General features: G+C 32.8%; 17 protein-coding genes. 12 read left to right on the plus strand and 5 right to left on the minus strand.

Features of this window, described 5'->3' with window-relative positions; translation table 11 throughout:
- The first annotated feature begins 46 nt into the window (after window positions 1-46).
- Complete coding sequence (locus SBL15_RS10250) at window positions 47-1,081, plus strand: lactonase family protein (protein ID WP_107611684.1); 1,035 nt, start codon at window positions 47-49, stop codon at window positions 1,079-1,081.
- Between the two features lie 51 nt (window positions 1,082-1,132).
- On the opposite strand, the gene SBL15_RS10255 is transcribed toward SBL15_RS10250, so the two are convergent.
- From SBL15_RS10255 to SBL15_RS10265, 3 genes are all read right to left on the minus strand, one after another.
- Window positions 1,133-2,515: an aldehyde dehydrogenase gene (locus SBL15_RS10255; protein ID WP_053018845.1), complete on the minus strand. Its 1,383-nt coding sequence runs from the start codon at window positions 2,513-2,515 to the stop codon at window positions 1,133-1,135.
- A gap of 167 nt (window positions 2,516-2,682) precedes the next feature.
- Complete coding sequence (locus SBL15_RS10260) at window positions 2,683-3,612, minus strand: manganese-dependent inorganic pyrophosphatase (protein WP_107611683.1); 930 nt, start codon at window positions 3,610-3,612, stop codon at window positions 2,683-2,685.
- 50 nt (window positions 3,613-3,662) lie between these two features.
- Entirely contained in the window at window positions 3,663-4,223 is a 561-nt protein-coding gene (locus tag SBL15_RS10265) for a cysteine hydrolase family protein (protein ID WP_107611682.1), read from the minus strand.
- 168 nt (window positions 4,224-4,391) lie between these two features.
- On the opposite strand from SBL15_RS10265, the gene SBL15_RS10270 reads away from it, so the two are divergent.
- Window positions 4,392-5,474, plus strand: a complete 1,083-nt coding sequence (locus tag SBL15_RS10270; RefSeq protein ID WP_107613488.1) for a glycosyl hydrolase family 28-related protein — start codon at window positions 4,392-4,394, stop codon at window positions 5,472-5,474.
- A 158-nt stretch (window positions 5,475-5,632) separates the two neighbouring features.
- On the opposite strand, the gene SBL15_RS10275 is transcribed toward SBL15_RS10270, so the two are convergent.
- Together SBL15_RS10275 and SBL15_RS10280 are read right to left on the minus strand one after the other, a co-directional pair.
- Window positions 5,633-6,433 (minus strand): prephenate dehydratase, encoded by an 801-nt coding sequence (locus SBL15_RS10275; RefSeq protein ID WP_107611680.1) that lies wholly within the window; start codon window positions 6,431-6,433, stop codon window positions 5,633-5,635.
- A 29-nt stretch (window positions 6,434-6,462) separates the two neighbouring features.
- A complete protein-coding gene (locus tag SBL15_RS10280) occupies window positions 6,463-7,530 on the minus strand; it encodes a nitric oxide synthase oxygenase (RefSeq protein WP_317955916.1) in 1,068 nt (355 codons plus the stop codon).
- 179 nt (window positions 7,531-7,709) lie between these two features.
- Here SBL15_RS10280 and SBL15_RS10285 point away from each other — a divergent pair, with 179 nt between their 5' ends.
- From SBL15_RS10285 to SBL15_RS10330, 10 genes are all read left to right on the plus strand, one after another.
- Window positions 7,710-9,179, plus strand: a complete 1,470-nt coding sequence (locus tag SBL15_RS10285; RefSeq protein ID WP_107611678.1) for a nicotinate phosphoribosyltransferase — start codon at window positions 7,710-7,712, stop codon at window positions 9,177-9,179.
- A complete protein-coding gene (gene nadE / locus SBL15_RS10290) occupies window positions 9,172-9,993 on the plus strand; it encodes an ammonia-dependent NAD(+) synthetase (RefSeq protein ID WP_107611677.1) in 822 nt (273 codons plus the stop codon). The genes SBL15_RS10285 and nadE overlap by 8 nt, the downstream gene beginning before the upstream one ends.
- Window positions 9,994-10,077: 84 nt before the next feature.
- The gene (locus tag SBL15_RS10295; protein ID WP_011275347.1) at window positions 10,078-10,686 is read left to right on the plus strand and encodes a DUF2179 domain-containing protein; all 609 of its coding nucleotides are present in this window, start codon (window positions 10,078-10,080) and stop codon (window positions 10,684-10,686) included.
- The gene (locus SBL15_RS10300; RefSeq protein ID WP_011275348.1) at window positions 10,667-10,837 is read left to right on the plus strand and encodes an NETI motif-containing protein; all 171 of its coding nucleotides are present in this window, start codon (window positions 10,667-10,669) and stop codon (window positions 10,835-10,837) included. Before SBL15_RS10295 ends, SBL15_RS10300 begins: the two co-directional genes overlap by 20 nt.
- A gap of 277 nt (window positions 10,838-11,114) precedes the next feature.
- On the plus strand, window positions 11,115-12,410 hold the full coding sequence (gene purB, locus SBL15_RS10305; protein WP_107611676.1) for an adenylosuccinate lyase: 1,296 nt from the start codon (window positions 11,115-11,117) through the stop codon (window positions 12,408-12,410).
- 94 nt (window positions 12,411-12,504) lie between these two features.
- Window positions 12,505-12,807: a YerC/YecD family TrpR-related protein gene (locus tag SBL15_RS10310; protein WP_011275350.1), complete on the plus strand. Its 303-nt coding sequence runs from the start codon at window positions 12,505-12,507 to the stop codon at window positions 12,805-12,807.
- A gap of 276 nt (window positions 12,808-13,083) precedes the next feature.
- A complete protein-coding gene (locus SBL15_RS10315; protein ID WP_317955919.1) occupies window positions 13,084-13,779 on the plus strand; it encodes a heptaprenylglyceryl phosphate synthase in 696 nt (231 codons plus the stop codon).
- On the plus strand, window positions 13,776-15,971 hold the full coding sequence (pcrA, locus tag SBL15_RS10320) for a DNA helicase PcrA (RefSeq protein WP_107613491.1): 2,196 nt from the start codon (window positions 13,776-13,778) through the stop codon (window positions 15,969-15,971). Before SBL15_RS10315 ends, pcrA begins: the two co-directional genes overlap by 4 nt.
- A gap of 3 nt (window positions 15,972-15,974) precedes the next feature.
- The gene (ligA, locus tag SBL15_RS10325) at window positions 15,975-17,978 is read left to right on the plus strand and encodes an NAD-dependent DNA ligase LigA (protein ID WP_107634581.1); all 2,004 of its coding nucleotides are present in this window, start codon (window positions 15,975-15,977) and stop codon (window positions 17,976-17,978) included.
- Window positions 17,979-17,990: 12 nt separating this feature from the next.
- Entirely contained in the window at window positions 17,991-19,196 is a 1,206-nt protein-coding gene (locus tag SBL15_RS10330; protein WP_107611672.1) for a CamS family sex pheromone protein, read from the plus strand.
- The last annotated feature ends 21 nt before the right edge of the window (window positions 19,197-19,217 follow it).

The following is a 19,217-nucleotide window of genomic DNA, read 5'->3' on the forward strand; positions in this document are numbered from 1 at the left end:
AATCTTTTAATAAAATAAAGGTAATTAGACAATAGGAGGTATTCTGATGACGACGAAGGGTTATATTGGTTCATACACAAAAAAAGAAGGTAAAGGTATTTACTTATTCGAATTAAATGAAGATAGTGGACAAATTAGTTCTGTTAATACTGGTTATGAGATTGAAGCATCTACTTATCTTGCTCAAACAGATGATTATTTATACGCAATCACTAAAGAAGGCGCACACTGCGGGGTAGCTGCTTTTAAAAAAGAAGCTTCTGGTTCGTTAACATTAATTAATAAATGCTTAGAATCTGAAGAGGGTACAGGTTGCTATATATCGGTATCATCAGACCACAATTTTTTATTTGAAGCGGTATACGGCGCCGGTATCACTAGAATATATCAATTGAATAAAGATACAGGTGAGATTATTAAGTTAATTCAAGAATTAAATCACGACTATCCACTTGGAAGTCATGAGCGTCAAGAGCATTCACATGTCCACTATATAAATGAAACACCCGATTGCAAATATGTTGTAGCTACTGATTTAGGTACAGACAGAGTTGTAACTTATGAATTCAGTAATGAAGGTCTTAAAGAATACAAAGTTTCTAAATTTAAAGATCAAGATGGTCCAAGACATATTGCATTTCACAATAATGGTGAATATGCCTACATTGTTCATGAATTATCTAATTATGTTAGCGTAGCTAAATATAAAGATGGTCAATTTGAAGAACTAGAACGTCATTTAACTGTTCCTGAAGATTTTAATGATGACACTAAATTAGCGGCTGTTCGCTTATCGCATGATCAACAAACTTTATATATTAGTAACCGTGGTCATGACAGTATTGCGGTATTCACGATTACAGAGAATGGCGCGGGACTAAACCCTGTAGAAATCGTTAAAAGTGGGGACCAATTCCCAAGAGATTTTAATATTACTGAATCAGATGACTATCTAGTTTGTGCCCATCAACAGGGTAATTATGAAATTACAGTTTTTAAAAGAGACACAAATACTGGTAAATTAACGCCAACAGATAATCAACAAATTGCACCTGAAGGTGTACATGTTAGTTTTATTTAAGTAAAATACAAAGCCACGGCAGTGTAAAATGTCGTGGCTTTTTGCAAATTTTTATAAGTTTTTAAAAAATGTTCTAATATATTTAAATTTACCTTTATAAGGCGGATACATAACACTTGAATCTAATCGCGTAGACTTAAAGATGTATGACTTGCTATGGCTAAAGGTTTGGAAAGTATATTTACCATGATATTGTCCAATGCCAGACATTCCGACACCACCAAATGGTAAATTAGGATTAGCAAGATGCATTAAAGTATCATTAATTGCACCGCCACCGAAAGATAATTCGTTTAATACACGGTGTGTAGTATTCTCATCTTCACTAAATAAATATAAACTTAGCGGTTTAGCTTTACTCTGAATAATATCTACTGCCTCATTAAAATCATCATAAGTAATAATAGGTAATATAGGTCCAAAGATTTCATCTTGCATGATTTTAGAACTTGACGTAATACCATCTAAAATAGTTGGTTCTATATAGCGTGTTGTAGCATTTGCATTACCACCGAAAATAACATGGTTTTGGTGCACGTTAAGTAATTCATTTAAGCGATTAAAGTGTTTATCATTAACTATGCGACCAAAATCTGGACTTTCCTCTATGTTAGTACCATAAAATTCTTGAATACTTTGTTTAAGTGCTTCAATCAATTCGTTTTTAACCTTCTTATTAACTAATATATAATCCGGAGCCACACATGTTTGTCCTGCATTAGTAAATTTACCGAAACTAATACGATCACTAGCAACTTTAATATTAGCAGTATCATCTACAATAACTGGAGATTTACCGCCTAATTCAAGGGTAACAGGAACTAAATTTTTGCTTGCTGCTTCATACACGATTTGACCAACCTTGTCACTACCTGTAAAGAATATGTAGTCAAATGGCAGATTAATTAATGTTTGTGTTTCTTCTATACCACCCTCGATAACACCTATATAATCAGTAGTAAATACGTCTTCAATAATTTGACGAATGACCGTGGCAACGTGAGGTGTTAATTCAGATGGTTTTATAATAGCAGTATTTCCAGCTGCAATAGCCCCAATTAAAGGTTCAAATAGTAACTGTACAGGATAATTAAATGGACCAATGATTAATACTGTGCCATATGGTTCTTGTTTGATATAACTTTTTGCCGGAAACATAAATAGAGGTGTATCAACTTGTTTTGTTTTAGACCAATTTTTAAGTTCTTTTCTCGCAGTTTTAATACTTTTTAGTGTGATACCAATTTCTGTGGCATATGCTTCAACAGGACTTTTTCCCAAATCAGTCTTTAGAGCATCTAGTAAATCATTTTCATGATTTTTAATACTTTTACTTAGAAGTTTTAATTGATGTTTTCGAAATTTTAAATCTTTCGTTTTATGTGTTTTGAAAAAAGCTTTACTTTCTTCAAATTGTTGCTCAATGCTTGGCAATGTGTGATACCTCCTAAATAGTAAAATCTATATTAAAGAATTAAATTAAAATAAATGATGTAATTCATCATATCTATACCCTAAATATTTTTCAATAAAAAAACAGTTGAATGAAAAGATTCATTCAACTGCGTATATAAAGGCGATAACTAAATTGCCAATATGTTTTATTTAGTTAGAGCATCTGTGATTTGAGGTACCACTTGTTTTTTACGTGATACAACGCCTGATAAGAATGCCATGCCATCATCTAATTGAACTTTAAATGCCTCGCCGACTTTATCTTTTTCAGCACCTACTACTAAGATTTTAGAATCACTATTAATAATGTCAGTAACTACTAATACAAATAAATCATACTTTTCATTAGCACTTGTTTCTAACATTGTTTTTTCAAGATCTTCTTTACGATTTAATACTTCATCGATGTCGACAGTATTTACTTGGGCAATGCGTGTAACATAGTCGCCCATATTAAATGATTTAGCATCCATGTCTAATAATTCCTCTGCAGATTTATCAGTAGTTGATGCACCAGCTTTTAACATTTCTAAGCCATATTCATCTAAATCAACATTTGCTAAATCTTTTAAATCTTTAGCAGCATTTACATCCTCATCAGTACAAGTAGGAGATTTGAATAATAAGCTATCAGAAATAATTGCTGAAATCATCAAACCTGCGATATGCGGTTTAATTTCAAAGCCACGTTCTTTGTACATTTTGTAAAGAATAGTAGCAGTACAACCAACTGGTTCTGCGCGGTACCAAAGCGGTGAAGCAGTTTCGAAATTAGCGATTCTATGATGATCCACAACGTGTTTAATCTCTGCGTCAGAAATTGTTTCAGCACTTTGTTGGAACTCATTGTGATCGACTAAGATTACTTCTTGACCATCTAAATTATCACTTAATAATTCTGGTGCTTTAACTTCAAAATGATCTAAAGCAAATTTAGTTTCAGGATTAATATCTCCTAAACGATATGGCGTCGCTTCAGAGTTACCAGTTAATTGTTCAAAATCAGCCATGATGATAGCTGATGCTATTGCATCTGTGTCTGGATTTTGATGTCCAAAAATATAAGTTTTTGCCATTGTTATTAACCACCCTTATCATTTAATTTTTCATCTTATTTTATCATGTTTCATTTAGCTACATCTACCTCTGCGCCTAATGAGTTTACAAAATGTCCTAAAGCCCATTTATGACCACTCTCATTGAATGAAGCAACACCATCTTTAGGAATAGTAATGTTATACCCCAAATTATAGGCTGAAACAGCAGTGTGTAAAATACAAATATCTGTACAAACGCCCACAATTTCAATATCTTTTATATTTCTCTCTCTCAATAGACTATCGAGAGGTGTACCATAGAATGAATCATAACGGCGCTTATTTAAATAATGAATATTACTGTTTCCACTAATGTTATTATAAAAGGCTTTAATCTTACCATATAATTCACGTCCTGCTGTGCCTTCAATATTGTGAGGAGGGAATAATTGTGTCTCGGGATGGAACATATCGTTCTCATAATGTAAATCCATCATAAAGAAAATGTCTTGGCCTTCAGACTGATATGCCTCTAAACGTTTCAGGATAAAAGATTCAATATCTTGCCCAGGTTTACCACATGTTAATCGACCATCATCTGCAATGAAGTCATAAGAATAATCTACTACTATTAGTGCTTTTCTAGTCATGATCAATCTTCCTCTCTATTAAATGTTTGAGCTATTTAAAAATTGTATAATTATATAGAAACGATTAAATTATTACCTCATTAATCATTATATATATTATAGCTAATCCCATTCTAAAATGGTATATAGCAATATAATAGGTTTGAAAGTTTAGATAGGGGATACGTTATGTTAATAAATGCTCAAGATTATGGATTAAAAGGATGTAATAAACGTAAAGACACTAAAGCAATACAACGAGCACTGAATAAAGCAAGATATGGTGAACACACAGTACTTATACCTAGCGGTACATATTATATTTCGAAAGCACTCATTATTTATGACTCAACAACTTTATTACTAGAAGATGATACGACATTACTAAGATGTGGTAAGGATGCACTTTTAAAAAATGGCCATCGTTTTGGTTTTTATAAAGGATATCAAGGTAATAGTCATATTTATATTAAAGGTGGAACGTTTGATATGAATGGCTCTGAATATCCCTACAATAATACTGCGATGTCAATTGGACATGCCGAAGATATTCAATTAATAGGTGTAACAGTATTAAACGTAGTTGGCGGACACGCTCTAGACGCTTGTGGTATCAATGGTTTGTATATCAAGAATTGCAATTTTAAAGGTTTTAATGATTTCGATGGAGATCGTTCATTTTCTGAAGCAATTCAATTAGATATTCAAGTACCTGGTGCGTTTCCTAAATTTGGGACGACAGACGGAACTATCACTAAAAATGTAGTCATTGAGAATTGTTATTTTGGGAATTCAGATGACCATCAAATGCGTCCATGGAATAGAGCAATTGGCTCACATGCAAGCAGGTATAATAAGTTCTACGAAAATGTTCATATAAAAGATAATTGTTTTGAGGGGACTCAAGACTATGCACTAACACCCTTAAAAGCTAAAAATATGATTATTTCACGCAATAAATTCAAAAATTGTAAAGGTGGTATTCGATTTTTAGGGGTAAAAGATGGAAAGAATGCTGCTGACCCTGTTACTGGCAAAGTCATGGAATCTCAAGCTGGTGAGAATTTCAGTGTGATTGGTAATCACTTTATTGGAGAAATGAAAAAAGATGCCATTCACATTAGAAGCTATAATAATATAAAACATCAGCAAGTGTTTATCGCCGGAAATACTTTTGATAAAGCATCACAAACCATACATTTAGAAGATATAGAAGATTTAACCCTAAACCAGGGTGAAGATGTTACTATTAAAAAAATTAATGTAGACTGAGTAGAGATAATGTTTTCGAACACAACCCAACAATAAATAGCCAGTAAATACGTTTTGAAGACGCATTTACTGGCTATTTAATTTCGATACATCAGTGTTAAATAAGGGCAAGACAACAAATTTTTTATAATTTCGTCATAATGCCTTACGATATTTATCTAATGGCGATTAAATGCACCTATAATTTTAACTTCAAAATCTAAAGTCTGTAATATTGTGATAACCTTATTGAGTTTTTCATTTTTCCCAATATCGGTTTGAACAAAAAATCTGTACATACCTAACTGCGTCTTGAGAGGTCTAGACTCAATCCATGACAAGTTAATGTCAAATAATGCAAATGTGTTAAGTATACTAGCTAATAATCCAGCTTTATCATGTTTAGGTGTTATCAGTAATAGTGTACTAGAAGCAAATTCATTGTAGTGCTCGTTACTTTTTACTACTAAAAAACGAGTGACATTATGTGGATAGTCTTGTATATGTGTGTCTATCGGTTCGAAACCATATGACTCTCCGCTTCCTAATGGTGCAATAGCAGCGACATGTGTGTCAATCTTCTCTAAACTTTGAATCGTACTATCAACATAATCATATAAGAAATGATGTCGATGGATATATTGACTCGTTTGACTTATTGCTGGTGCAATGGAATAGACCTTTTCAATATCATCCAGTGAAGTACCTTTATTAGCGTATAAACCAAAGTTAATATCTAAATGGATTTCGCCATGAGCGTAAATATCTTCTTGTGCAAGTGCATCCGCAACAATATTAATAGTACCTTCAATTGAGTTCTCAATAGGTACGATACCAACAGCATCACTATGACTATTAACGGCTTTAATTACTTCATAAAGATTTGATTTAGGTGAATATGTAACTTCTTCCTCAGATAAATAAGTTGTTGCAGCTAAATAAGAAAATGTTCCCTTAGGGCCTAAATAATATAAACGCATCTTTGTTCGTCACCTCGTATTATCGAACACTAGTGAAATGGACATTTCATTGACTGTTTCTTTTTATAATGAAAATTAGGATCCTTGATTTCATTATTATAGCCATGATGATAATTTGAAGTTAGGGTCGGTGAAAGTGGTGGGGCTAACCACGACCATTTACCAGTGACATCACGGTTATTTGCTAGTTCCTTTTCTTCAAATAATTGAAATTGTTTTGATGCAGATAGGTGATCAACAATAGAAACACCTTGAGATTTAAATGAATGGTATACCGCATAATTAAGTTCAACGAGTGTTCGATCTTTATTAAAAGAATTATTTTTTAGTGTACCAAATTCAAACGCTTCTGCAATACTTTCCAATAAATTATAGCGGTATGAGTCAGTGAAATTGCGTACTGCAATTTCTGTTACCATATACCATCCATTAAACGGGGCAGTTGGATAAGTAATGCCACCAATTTTCAAATCCATATTAGAAATGATTGGAACACCATACCATTTTAAATTTAAATCTTTTAATTTTGGATAATGTTCATGTTCTATTTCAACTTCTTTTATTAATTCATTGGGTAACTCATACCATTTTATAGAATCATTAGGTAATTGATAAATGAGTGGTAGTACATCGAAATCAGTACCTTTGCCTTTCCAACCTAAATGCTCCGCTAATTGTGTGATTTCACGTTCAGATGGATCACCGGCATGTTCATAACCAGCATATCTAATAAGTTGATTATTATAGATATGAGGTGCTTGATTAGGTGAAAAAATCGTTATATAAGGCTTGATCTTACCATTATTCGTCGCATGTTTAAGATGATGATTGATTGTATCTATAAAATCACGCTCATTATCAACGTTCCTAGCGTCTTTTACATATAAAGAATCCCAAAATAAGCGCCCAATACAGCGATTAGAATTACGCCAAGCAAGTTTAGCACCATACGTCAACTCTTCCAAAGTATGCGTATATGTACCAGTAAGTTCAATTTCTTTTTCTATCTCTTTTATTCTTTTATCAAAAATAGATGGATTGTAATTAAGTTCACGATACATCGTTTCGATAAAACTTCTTGCTTCTTCCAATAACATATAACCACCTCGGTTCATATTATAATCTAGACAATGAATTAACTCATTCAATTACATAGATTGTCACGAATTTGTCTTATTGGTACTTATTTAAATTTTAATTGTATCAATAGGATGTGAATACGCACTTTTACTGAATTATGATAAAATGTACTAAAATATCGTTAGGAGAGATTGTGGTGTATCGTTACGAAGATGACAGTTTAATGTTACATAATGACTTATACCAAATTAACATGGCAGAGAGCTATTGGAATGATGGTATTCATGAACGAAATGCAGTATTTGATTTGTATTTTAGAAGTATGCCATTTGAGAGTGGATATGCAGTTTTTAATGGTTTAAAAAGAGTAATTCAATTTATTGAACATTTTCATTTTAGTGATTCTGATATTGAATATTTACAGTCAATAGGTTATAAAAATGATTTCTTAAACTATTTAAAAAATTTAAAGTTCACTGGTAATATTCGTTCAATGCAAGAAGGTGAATTGTGTTTTGGAAATGAACCCTTACTTAGAGTGGAGGCACCATTAATTCAAGCGCAACTTATAGAAACTGTATTACTTAATATAATCAACTTCCATACATTAATTTCGACTAAAGCAAGTAGAATTCGTCAAGTAGCACCTGATGATACATTAATGGAATTTGGAACTCGCCGTGCACAAGAGTTAGGTGCTGCGCTATGGGGGGCAAGAGCTGCTTATATCGGTGGTTTTGATTCTACTAGTAATGTGCGTTCCGGTAAATTATTTGGTATACCCGTTTCTGGTACGCATGCACACGCTTTAGTTCAAACATATGGTGATGAATATAAAGCTTTTAAAATTTATGCAGAACGTCATAAAAATTGTGTGTTCTTAGTTGATACGTTCCACACGCTTAAATCAGGTGTTCCTACAGCTATTAAAGTAGCGAAAGAACTAGGGGATAAAATCAATTTCATTGGTATCCGTTTAGATTCTGGAGATATTGCTTATTTATCTAAAGAAGCACGCAGAATGTTAGATGAAGCGGGATTCAAAGATGCTAAAATCATCGCATCTAATGACTTAGATGAACAAACGATAATGAGTTTGAAATCTCAAGGAGCTAAAGTTGACTCATGGGGTGTAGGTACGAAATTAATTACTGGTTATGACCAACCAGCACTTGGTGCAGTATATAAACTAGTAGCAGTTGAAGATGATAACGGTCGATATGTTGATAGAATTAAACTGTCCAACAATGCAGAAAAAGTGACAACACCTGGTAAGAAGAAAGTGTATCGCATCATCAATACTAAAACAGGTAAAGCAGAAGGCGACTATATTACTCTAGAACATGAGAATCCTAATAAAGAAAAACCTTTAAAAATGTTCCATCCAGTTCACACGTATAAAATGAAACATATCAAACACTTTGAAGCGATTGACTTGCATCATTCAATCTTTGAAAATGGGAAACTTGTTTACCAATTACCGAGTGAAAAAGAGGCACAAGAATACTCTAAAAATGCATTATCTAAATTATGGGATGAAAATAAACGTTATTTAAATCCTCAAGAATACCCTGTGGATTTAAGTACAGCTTGTTGGGACAACAAACATAAGCGTATTTTCGAAGTTGCAGAACACGTAAAAGAGATGGAGGAAGACAATGACTAATTTACAAGATATTGTAGTCAATGAAATGAAAGTGAAGAAACATATTGATAGTGAACAAGAGTCACGTGAAATTATTCAATTTATTAAAAGCTATGTGCAATCACATTCATTTATTAAATCTTTAGTGTTAGGTATTTCTGGTGGTCAAGATTCTACTTTGACTGGTAAATTAGCTCAGCTAGCAGTTGAAGAATTACGTAATGAAGGGCGAGATTGTCAATTTATTGCTGTGAAATTACCATATGGTGTGCAGAAAGATGCAGAAGAAGTTGAAGACGCATTAAACTTTATTCATCCCGATGAAATCATTACTGTCAATATTAAACCTGCTGTTGATCAAAGTGTTAAATCTTTAAACGAGGCTGGTATTGAATTAACAGATTTTCAACGTGGTAACGAAAAAGCACGTGAACGTATGAAGGTTCAATTTTCAATCGCATCAAATCGTAGTGGTATTGTTATAGGTACGGATCATTCTGCAGAGAATATTACAGGATTTTATACTAAGTACGGTGATGGTGCTGCTGATATCGCACCTATCTTTGGTCTAAATAAAAGACAAGGAAGACAGCTACTTAAATATTTGAACGCACCAAAGCATTTATACGAAAAAGTTCCCACAGCAGATTTAGAGGATGATAAACCACAATTACCTGATGAAGAAGCTTTGGGTGTTACTTATGATCAAATTGATGACTATTTAGAAGGTAAACACATATCTAGTGTAGCCCGTGATACGATTGAAAATCACTATGTCAAAAATGCACATAAACGTGAATTAGCCTATACGCGTTATACTTGGCCTAAAAATTAAAAAAAGATTTTCTAGTGACAAAATAAAAATTCACTGATAAAATTATTTCGATTTTAGATATCCATGTAAGAAAAGGGGATTAGTATGTCAGTGATAACTTCAAATCCATGGTCAATGGTATTAGCGATATTCGTCATCAACGTTTTTTATGTTACATTTTTAACAATGCGTACAATATTAACGTTAAAAGGTTATCGTTATATGGCGGCTGCAGTAAGTTTCCTTGAAGTGTTAGTATATGTAGTTGGTCTTGGTATGGTAATGTCTAGTTTAGACCAAATTCAAAATATCTTTGCTTATGCGTTTGGTTTTTCGATTGGGATTTTAGTAGGTATGAAAATTGAAGAAAAACTCGCATTAGGTTATACAGTCGTAAATGTAACCTCATCAGAGTATGAAATTGATTTACCAAATGAGTTAAGAAATTTAGGTTATGGTGTTACACACTATGCAGCACATGGTCGCGATGGTAGTCGAATGGTAATGCAGATTTTAACGCCAAGACGTTATGAACGTAAATTAATGGAGACAGTACGAAATTTAGATGAGAAAGCGTTTATTATAGCGTATGAGCCAAGAGCGATTCACGGCGGTTTCTGGACTAAAGGCGTTCGAACTCGAAAAGTAAAAGCATACGAAGTAGAAGAAATAGAAAGTGTTGTGGAGCATGACGATGAAGTTCAAAGTAAATGAAAATGAAACAATCTCAGAATGTTTAACACGTATGCGTGAAGAAGGCTATATGCCAGTTAAACGAATTGAAAAACCTATATACACTGAAGATGAAAAAGGTAATGTAGTAGTATTAAGACAGGATATTCAATTTGTTGGTAAAAAGCTTTGATTTAATAATATAAATTACAACTTAAATTAATTTTTATTAAGAGTGAAAAGAAGCTAAAGTACAACTTCTTTTTACTCTTTTTATTATCGGATTATTGTTAGATAAGTGTATTATTTAGATAAAATCCATTATACTAAGTTTGTAAAAAAAGATTTATACATTTGATTAATTATCTGTTAAACTAAAAATGAAGTTGTAAAAACGAACTTTTCACGATAATTTACGTTTAATGTACAGTTTTGAATTATAAATTTATACATAGAATAGGAGATTAGAAATGATTGATCGTTATTCAAGAGAAGAAATGGCAAATATTTGGACTGATCAAAATAGATATGAAGCTTGGTTAGAGGTTGAAATCTTGGCCTGTGAAGCTTGGAGTGAATTAGGCCACATTCCTAAAGAAGATGTAAAAAAAATAAGACAGAACGCTAAAGTAGATGTGAAACGTGCTCAAGAAATCGAACAAGAAACAAGACACGATGTTGTGGCATTTACTAGACAAGTATCGGAAACGTTAGGTGACGAACGTAAATGGGTTCATTATGGCTTAACTTCTACAGATGTAGTTGATACAGCGCTAAGTTATGTTATAAAGCAGGCCAACGAAATTATTGAGAAAGATATTGAACGTTTCATAAAAGTTTTAGAAGAGAAAGCTAAAAATTATAAATACACATTGATGATGGGGCGTACACATGGTGTACATGCTGAACCGACTACATTTGGTGTTAAAATGGCATTATGGTATACAGAAATGAAACGTAATCTAAAGCGTTTCAAAGAGGTACGTAAAGAAATAGAAGTTGGTAAAATGAGTGGTGCAGTTGGTACATTTGCTAACATTCCTCCTGAAATAGAACAATATGTATGTGACCATTTAGGCATTGATACTGCACCCGTTTCTACTCAAACATTACAACGTGACCGTCATGCATACTATATCGCTACACTAGCACTAATAGCTACATCTCTTGAAAAATTTGCGGTAGAGATACGTAATTTACAAAAAACAGAAACACGTGAAGTTGAAGAAGCATTTGCAAAAGGTCAAAAAGGGTCATCAGCTATGCCTCATAAAAGAAATCCTATTGGTTCAGAAAATATAACAGGTATTTCAAGAGTGATTCGAGGTTACATTACAACGGCTTATGAAAATGTGCCTTTATGGCACGAACGTGATATTTCTCACTCTTCAGCTGAACGTATCATGTTACCAGATGTTACAATTGCTTTAGATTATGCTTTAAATAGATTCACTAATATTGTTGATAGACTAACTGTTTTTGAAGACAACATGAGAAATAATATCGATAAAACATTTGGACTAATCTTCTCACAACGTGTATTACTAGCGTTAATTAATAAAGGCATGGTTCGTGAAGAAGCATATGATAGAGTGCAGCCTAAAGCAATGGAATCTTGGGAAACTAAAACACCATTCCGTCAATTAATAGAAAAGGATGAGTCTATCACTAATGTGCTTTCTAAAGAAGAATTAGATGAATGTTTCAACCCTGAACATCATTTAAATCAAGTTGATACAATCTTTAAACGTGCAGGTTTAGAGTAATAAGTTAACGGTTTTCAATAAAAATACTACACTTTAACTATTTAATGCGTTAAAATGAGATTATATTGAAAACGGATTATAGGGGTTGTTTGAGATGCAAATAGAGAAATTACGAGGACAAGCGTTAGATGAACTTTTTGATGCGATTCTTACACTTGAAAATAGAGAAGAATGTTATCAATTCTTTGATGATTTATGCACTGTCAATGAATTACAATCATTATCTCAAAGATTACAAGTTGCTAAGATGATTAAACAAGGGTATACTTACGCAACAATCGAAAAAGAATCTGGTGCTTCTACAGCAACAATATCTAGAGTAAAACGATCATTACAATGGGGTAATGACGCATATACAATGATATTAGAACGATTAAATATAGAAACAAAAAAATAATATTACGTTTAACATATATTTATAAATTGAAATGCTCCCTTCAAAATTGACAATAATTTGGATATTTTGATGGGAGCGTTCTGTTTTATATTGAATTTATACAGGCTAATAGTAAGTAAACAACTTTTAATTTACTTAATTTTTAACAAATAAACTTATAAGATATTAGGTCTTTCGTTCTTTAATAGACAGTATAGATTCTAATGATTCTGTTTAGAATTGGTACACCAAAAATGATATAATTTAGTGTATGTTAAAAAAAGGAGTTAAAGGATTATGTATGACATTAAAGCGTGGCAACATGTGTTTAAATTAGATCCCACCAAAGAAATAAGTGATAATGATTTAGATGTACTATGTATGTCAGATACTGATGCTATCATGATTGGTGGCACAGATAATGTTACCGAAGATAATGTCATTCATTTGATGAGTAGAGTAAGAAGATATCCATTACCATTAGTCCTCGAAATATCTAATATTGAGAGTATTATTCCCGGTTTCGATTTTTATTTTGTACCAACAGTTCTAAATAGTCAGGATACTACATATCATAATGGAATGATGCATAAAGCTCTAAAGCAATTCGGATTCATGGTTAATTTTGATGAAGTCGTATTAGAAGGGTATTTAGTTTTAAATCCTAATAGTAAAGTAGCAAAATTAACGCAATCAAATACTAATATAGATATTGAAGATGTAGAGGCATATGCGCAAATGGTTAATGAGATGTACAAACTACCGTTGATGTACTTAGAATATAGTGGTCAGTATGGCGATGTTGAAAAAGTGGAAGCTGCATCCAGATTATTAACGAATACACAATTGTTTTATGGCGGTGGCATTACATCTATAGAACAAGCCAGAGAGATGGCACAATATGCTGACACTATTGTAGTAGGTAATATTATTTATGACGATATTAAAAAGGCTATTAAAACAGTAAAAATAAAAAAGGAGTCTAATAAATGAATTCATTAGTTAATAATATGAATAAAGAGCAAAGTGAAGCGGTAAGAACTACAGAAGGTCCATTACTAATTATGGCCGGCGCTGGTTCAGGTAAAACGAGAGTATTAACACATCGTATCGCCTATTTATTAGATGAAAAAGACGTTTCTCCTTACAATATATTAGCAATTACTTTTACAAATAAAGCAGCTAAAGAAATGAAAGAACGTGTTGAACAATTAGTAGGGGAAGAAGCACAAGTGATTTGGATGTCTACATTCCACTCTATGTGCGTAAGAATATTAAGACGTGATGCAGATAGAATAGGCATTGAACGTAATTTTACTATTATTGATCCTACTGACCAAAAATCCGTCATAAAAGACGTTCTAAAAAATGAAAATATTGACAGTAAACGCTTTGAACCAAGAATGTTTATTGGGGCGATTAGTAACTTAAAAAATGAACTTAAAACACCAGAAGATGCAATTGATGAGGCTAATGACTTCCATTCGCAAATGGTAGCTACTGTTTATAGTGGATACCAACGTCAATTGACTCGAAATGAAGCACTTGATTTTGACGATTTAATTATGAAAACAATTCAGTTGTTCGAACGCATTCCAGATGCACTTGAATATTATCAAAACAAATTCCAATATATTCACGTAGACGAATATCAAGATACAAATAAAGCACAATATACATTAGTAAAGTTGTTAGCTAGTAAATTTAAAAATCTTTGTGTAGTTGGTGACTCAGATCAGTCAATTTATGGTTGGAGGGGTGCAGATATTCAAAATATCCTATCTTTTGAAGAAGATTACCCTGATGCTAAAACGATATTTTTAGAACAAAATTATCGTTCTACAAAGACCATCCTAACTGCTGCAAATGAAGTCATTAAACATAACTCAGAAAGAAAGCCTAAAGGCCTGTGGACTGCAAATACAGGTGGCGAAAAAATTAAATATTATGAAGCAATGACTGAGCGTGATGAAGCTGAGTATGTGGTTAGAGAAATAATGAAACACCGTAAAGCTGGAAAAGATTATAGTGATATGGCAATACTTTATAGAACCAATGCACAGTCACGTGTTTTAGAAGAAACATTTATGAAATCCAATCTTCCTTATACGATGGTTGGAGGCCAAAAATTCTATGACAGAAAAGAAATTAAAGACTTATTAAGTTATTTGAGAGTAGTAGCTAATAGTAATGATGAAATTAGTTTACAACGCATTATCAATGTTCCAAAACGAGGTATAGGACCTTCATCAGTTGAGAAAATTCAACGCTATGCGAATGATAACAATATAAGTATGTTTGATGCATTAGCAGAAGTAGATTTTATTGGTCTTTCAAAAAAAGTAACTCAAGAGTGCATTAAATTTTATGAACTAATTCAAAACTTAATTAAAGAACAGGAATTTTTAGAGGTAAGTGAAATTGTTGTTGAAATATTAGATAAATCTGGGTATAGAGATATGCTTGAACGTGAACAAACACTGGAATCACGTAGTAGACTTGAAAATATAGATGAATTTATGTCTGTGCCTAAAGATTATGAAGAGAATACACCATTAGAGGAACAATCCTTGATTAACTTTTTAACGGATTTATCACTAGTAGCAGACATTGATGAAGCTCAAATTGAAAGTGGCGTAACCCTTATGACAATGCACTCGGCGAAAGGTTTAGAATTTCCAATTGTGTTTCTCATGGGAATGGAAGAATCGCTATTTCCACATATTCGTGCAATTAAGAGTGATGATGACCACGAAATGGAAGAAGAACGTCGGATTTGTTATGTAGCAATAACAAGAGCTGAAGAAGTTCTATATATTACGCACGCGACGTCTAGAATGTTATATGGACGCTCACAATCTAATATGCCTTCAAGATTTTTACGTGAAATCCCGGAAGATCTATTAGAGACACCATCTAAGCAACAGCGTCAAACGATTACCCCAAAAGCATCATCCAAACAACCTAAGCGTGGATTTAGCAAACGTACAACGACTTCTAAAAAACAAGTCTCTGCTTCTGATTGGAAAATAGGAGATAAAGTTACGCATAAATCATGGGGTGAAGGCATGGTAAGTAACGTTAATGAGAAAAATGGCTCAGTTGAATTAGATATTATATTTAAATCAGAAGGACCAAAGCGCCTGTTAGCTCAATTTGCCCCAATCGAGAAAAAGGAGGATTAATTTATGGACAATATCCAAAGTCGTGTGAATGAATTACATGATTTATTAAATCAATATGGTTATGAATATTATGTGCAAGATAATCCTTCAGTGCCAGATAGTGAATACGATAAATTATTAAGAGAATTAATAGATATAGAAGAGGCACATCCTGAATTTAAGTCACCTGATTCTCCTACTGTACGTGTAGGAGGAGAGGTGCAATCTTCTTTCGAAAAAGTCAATCATGATACACCAATGTTAAGTTTAGGTAATGCTTTCAATGAACAAGAATTACGTCGTTTTGATCAACGTATTCGTGAACAAGTCGGTAGTGTTGAATATATGTGTGAATTGAAAATTGATGGATTAGCTGTGTCCCTTAAATATGTAGAAGGTCGCTTCGTTCAAGGTTTAACTCGAGGGGATGGTACTACAGGTGAAGATATCACTGAAAATTTACGCACCATTCATGCTATTCCATTAAAGATTAATGAACCATTGAGTTTTGAAGTGCGTGGCGAAGCTTACATGCCTCGTAGTTCTTTTATAAGACTAAATGAAGAAAAAGAAAAGAATGAAGAACAACCATTCGCTAATCCACGAAACGCAGCAGCGGGATCGTTAAGGCAACTTGATCCCAAATTGGCAGCTAAACGTAAATTAAGTGTATTCTTATATAGTGTTAATGATTTCACAGATTTTGATGCAACTACTCAGAGTGGTGCGTTGGATGAATTAGATCGTTTAGGATTTAAGACAAATCATGAACGTATGCGCGTGGGTGATATTGAAGGTGTATTAGAATATATTGAGAAATGGACAAAACAGCGTGAACAATTATCCTATGATATTGATGGCATCGTTATAAAAGTGAATGACATTGAACAACAAGATGAAATGGGATACACTCAGAAATCTCCAAGATGGGCGATTGCATATAAGTTTCCTGCCGAAGAAGTGGTAACAACATTACAAGATATTGAGTTAAGTATTGGTAGAACAGGTGTTGTAACACCAACTGCGATTCTTGATCCTGTAAGAGTTGCTGGGACAACTGTATCTAGAGCATCTTTACATAATGAAGATTTAATACATGAGAGAGATATCAGAATTGGGGATAGTGTAGTAGTTAAAAAAGCTGGCGATATAATACCAGAAGTAGTGAAAAGTATAACGGAACGCCGACCTGAAGGTACATTACCATATTCAATGCCAACACATTGTCCGAGTTGTGACCATGAGTTGGTAAGAATTGAAGGGGAGGTTGCATTGCGTTGTATAAATCCAAAGTGTCAGGCTCAACTTGTAGAGGGACTGATTCACTTTGTATCACGTCAAGCCATGAATATTGATGGCTTAGGAACTAAAATTATACAACAACTCTATCATCACAATGTGATTAAAGATGTGGCAGACATCTTCTACCTAACTGAAGACGATTTATTACCTTTAGAGCGTATGGGTTCCAAGAAAGTTGAAAATCTACTAAAAGCGATTGAAGATGCTAAAGCCAATTCTCTAGAGCATCTATTATTTGGTTTAGGAATACGTCATCTAGGAGTTAAAGCAAGTCAAGTTCTAGCTGAAAAATACGAAACAATGGATAGACTACTTGAAGTAACAGAAGAAGAACTTATTAGTATTCATGATATTGGAGATAAGTTAGCTCAATCTGTTGTGACATATCTAGAAAATGAAGATATTAAAGCATTAATTGAAAAATTAAAATATAAAAATGTCAATATGGTTTATAATGGAATTAAAACTTCTGATATAGAAGGGCACCCTGATTTTAAAGATAAAACAATTGTTTTAACAGGTAAATTACAACAACTGACACGAAAAGAAGCAACTGCCTGGTTAGAATTACAAGGCGCAAAAGTTACAAGTAGTGTAACTAAAAAAACAGATTTAGTAATTGCTGGTGAAGATGCAGGTTCTAAATTAACTAAGGCAGAAAAGTTTGGTACTGAAATTTGGACAGAAGAGCATTTCGTGGCTAAACAAAATGAAATATCAAGTTAGAGGAGAACGGCAATGAAGCGGACCCTATTCTTAATTATAACGTCGATTGTGTTGTTAACAGCATGTGGCAATAACAATGATAATAAAAATAACCAATCTGTGAATAAACAAGAAACTAAAACTGACTCAAATAGTGTGAAAACAATAGCAACAGATAAAAACGTACAAGGTGATAATTACCGCACGATTTTGCCATTCAAAGAAAGTAAGGCCCGTGGTGTATTACAAGATAATATGGCAAATAGTTACAATGGTGACGATTTCGAAAGTGGTTTATTGACGCTAAGTAAAGATGTATTTCCAACTGATGATTACCTTTATCAAGACGGCCAATATCTAGATAAAGATACTCTTAATAGTTATTTAAATCCCAAATACACTAAAAAAGAAATAGATAAAATGAGTGAAAAAGAGAAAGAATCCAATAAAGCGAGTGAAAATTTAGGATTAAATCCATCACACAAAGGTGAGGATGATCCAGAAAAAATCGCAGAACAATCTCCAGCTTATTTATCTAATATTCTTGAACAAGATTTTTACGATAGTGGGGATACAAAAGGAAAAAATATTAAAGATATGACAATTGGCTTAGCCATGAATAGTGTATATTATTATCAAAAAGAGAAAGATGGAGAGACTTTTAGCAAAGAACTTGATGATAAGGAAATTGAAAAACAAGGTAAACAAATGGCTTCAGAAATCTTAACAAGATTAAGAGCCAATGATGATTTAAAAGATATTCCTATTCATTTTGCGATTTATAAACAATCCGATCAAAATTCAATTACACCAGGAGAATTTATTGCTAATACTACAGTTGATGATGATCAAACTAAAATTAATAAATGGAAAAAAATTGATCAAGTTTCAGCATTATTACCATCTTCAACAGCAAAAAAATACAATGAAAATTTGAATAATAATTTTAAACAATTCAACGACAACCTACAATCTTACTTTACTAACTTCACTCAAGCAGTAGGTAAAGTTAAATTTGACGGTAAAAAACCAACACAATTAACTATAGATTTACCTATTGATTATTATAGTCAAGCTGAAACGATTGGTATTACCCAATATGTTACAGAACAAGCTAGAAAATATTTTGACAATATCGATAGCTATGAAATTCGAATTAAAGACGGAAATACACCAAGAGCTTTAATTAGTAAATCTAAAGAAGATAAAGAGCCTCAAGTTCATATTTATAATAATTAACATAAAAACTACGGATAACGC

The organism is Staphylococcus sp. NWU MKU2 (genome assembly GCF_033283605.1).
In the GTDB taxonomy this organism is placed as follows: Bacteria; Bacillota; Bacilli; order Staphylococcales; family Staphylococcaceae; genus Staphylococcus; species Staphylococcus haemolyticus.